Source organism: Pseudogemmobacter humi (assembly GCF_900609055.1).
In the GTDB taxonomy this organism is placed as follows: domain Bacteria; phylum Pseudomonadota; class Alphaproteobacteria; order Rhodobacterales; family Rhodobacteraceae; genus Pseudogemmobacter; species Pseudogemmobacter humi.
Genome location: NZ_UXAW01000024.1, coordinates 1 through 2,159, shown reverse-complemented (window position 1 = coordinate 2,159; position 2,159 = coordinate 1). Strand labels below are relative to the sequence as shown.

The window sequence follows — 2,159 nt, the reverse complement described above, 5'->3', positions numbered from 1 at the left end:
GCGCAGGTCATCGGGGTTCATCCCGTAGCGCGAGGGCAGATACTGATACACGAGCTTCTGCGAATGGCCCCGCTCCTCGGGGGTCATGCCGCCGTCGCCGGTGGTGGTCGAGGTGCCGGCCAGCGTCGCGCCGCGGCCCAGAGATTCCTTCGCAGCCCCCGAGAGCGCGCCGAAGCTCATCCCGGCGATGGTGATCGGAATGTCCAGCGTGATCGGCTTCTTGGCGAAACGGGTGCCGAGCACGACCTTGGTGTCGCAACGCTCGCGGTAGCCTTCCAGCGGATAGCGCGAGATCGAGGCGCCAAGGAACAGAAGGTCGTCGAAATGCGGCACCCGGCGTTTGGCGCCGCCGCCCCGGATGTCGTAGATGCCGGTCGCCGCCGCGCGGCGGATCTCGGAGTTGATCTCGTTCGAGAAGGTCCAGGACTGGCGCGGAACCGTCTGCGGGATCGTTTTTTGCGTCTCGTCTTTCATGGACATGTCCTCAGTAGGCCGACGCATTGTCGATATTGAAGTTGTAGAGCCTGCGGGCCGAACCGTAGCGTTTGAACTCCTCGGGCTTCGCCGGGGCGCCCGAGCGTTCCAGCAGGTCGCGCAGGATCTCGATATGCTCGGGGCGCATCTCTTTCTCGATGCAGTCGGCGCCCAGCGATTTGACCGAGCCGCGCACGAAAAGCCGCGCCTCGTAGAGCGAATCGCCAAGGGCGTCGCCGGCATCGCCCAGCACCACCATATTGCCCGACTGCGCCATGAAGGCCGACATATGGCCGATATTGCCGTAGACGACGATATCGATCCCCTTCATCGAAATGCCGCAGCGCGAGGCCGCATTGCCTTTGACGACGAGCAGCCCGCCGTTGCCGGTCGCCCCGGCATACTGGCTGGCGTCGCCTTCGATGATGACGGTGCCCGACATCATGTTCTCGGCCACGCCGGGGCCCGCCGAGCCCTTCACCGTGACGGTGGCCTGTTTGTTCATGCCGGCGCAATAATAGCCGGTCGAGCCCTTCACCGTCACTTCGATCGGCGCGTCGAGCCCGACCGCGAGGGCATGGCTGCCGCGCGGATTGACGATCTCCCAGGCGGTGGCATTGGTCTGGCCGGCTTGCGCCTGGAGGGTGGCGTTCAGGTCACGCAGCGTGGTCTGTGCAAGATCGATGGTCTGCATGTCAGTGCTTCCAGAAATAGACGGTGGCGGGTTCGGGTTCCCAGACCCGGGCGTTCTCGATCCCGGGCAGGTCGACCAGCGCGCGGTATTCCGAGCCGAAGGCGACATACTGGTCGGTCTCGGCCATCACGGCGGGTTTGCAGGCGATCGGATCGCGGACCACGCCGAAGCCGTCCTTGGTGCCGACCACGAAAGTGTAGAACCCGTCGAGGTCTTCCAGACCCGCGCGAAGCGCGTCGCCCAGATCCATGCCCTGGGCCAGCTTGTGGCTCAGATAGGCGGCGGCGACCTCGGTGTCGTTCTGGGTCGCGAAGCTCAGCCCCTCGCGAATCAGCTCGCGGCGCAGGGTGTTGTGGTTCGACAGCGAGCCGTTGTGCACGAGGCACTGGTCCATCCCGGTCGAGAACGGATGCGCGCCCATGGTGGTGACCGCCGATTCGGTCGCCATGCGGGTGTGGCCGATGCCGTGGCGCCCGCTCATCTTCGAGACCTCGAACCGCGCCGCCACGTCTTTCGGCAGGCCGGTTTCCTTGTAGATCTCGATGATGTCGCCCGCGCTCATCACCCGCACGTCCGGGCGCAGCTCTGCCAGCGCCGCGCGCGCGGCGCCCAGCTTCTCGCCCGCGAGCCGCAGGATCGCATGGCTGTCCTTGCGCTCCATCCCCACCTTCGTCCCGATCGCCTTGCCGAGATCCTCGGCCAGACCCGCGAAATCCTTCTCCGCATTCGCCGACTGCACCGTCAGCTTGCCCTCGCCGTCAGCATCGGCGCCGTAAATGGCGATCCCCGCGCTGTCGGGACCGCGGTCCGTCATCGTGATCAGCATCGTGGTCAGCATCTCGCCCAACTTCGGCTCCAGCGACCGGTCCTTCAAAAATAGCCCGACAATGCCGCACATGGCTCGTCTCCCTCTCCATAACGCTCTGGCGCAATCAGCATCGTAAACCTACCCAATAAACTAGCAAGAAATATTTTTGCATGTGGGGAATAT

Annotated in this window: 3 protein-coding genes; all 3 read right to left on the bottom strand. The window is 64.8% G+C overall.

Annotated elements, in window-relative coordinates; translation table 11 throughout:
- A partial coding sequence (locus XINFAN_RS22105; RefSeq protein ID WP_267898343.1) for a glutamate synthase-related protein occupies window positions 1-474 on the bottom strand: 474 nt, incomplete at its 3' end.
- Between the two features lie 10 nt (window positions 475-484).
- Complete coding sequence (locus XINFAN_RS00290) at window positions 485-1,168, bottom strand: GltB/FmdC/FwdC-like GXGXG domain-containing protein (RefSeq protein ID WP_124084579.1); 684 nt, start codon at window positions 1,166-1,168, stop codon at window positions 485-487.
- 1 nt (window position 1,169) lies between these two features.
- The gene (locus XINFAN_RS00285; protein WP_124084578.1) at window positions 1,170-2,066 is read right to left on the bottom strand and encodes a class II glutamine amidotransferase; all 897 of its coding nucleotides are present in this window, start codon (window positions 2,064-2,066) and stop codon (window positions 1,170-1,172) included.
- Window positions 2,067-2,159: the final 93 nt, after the last annotated feature.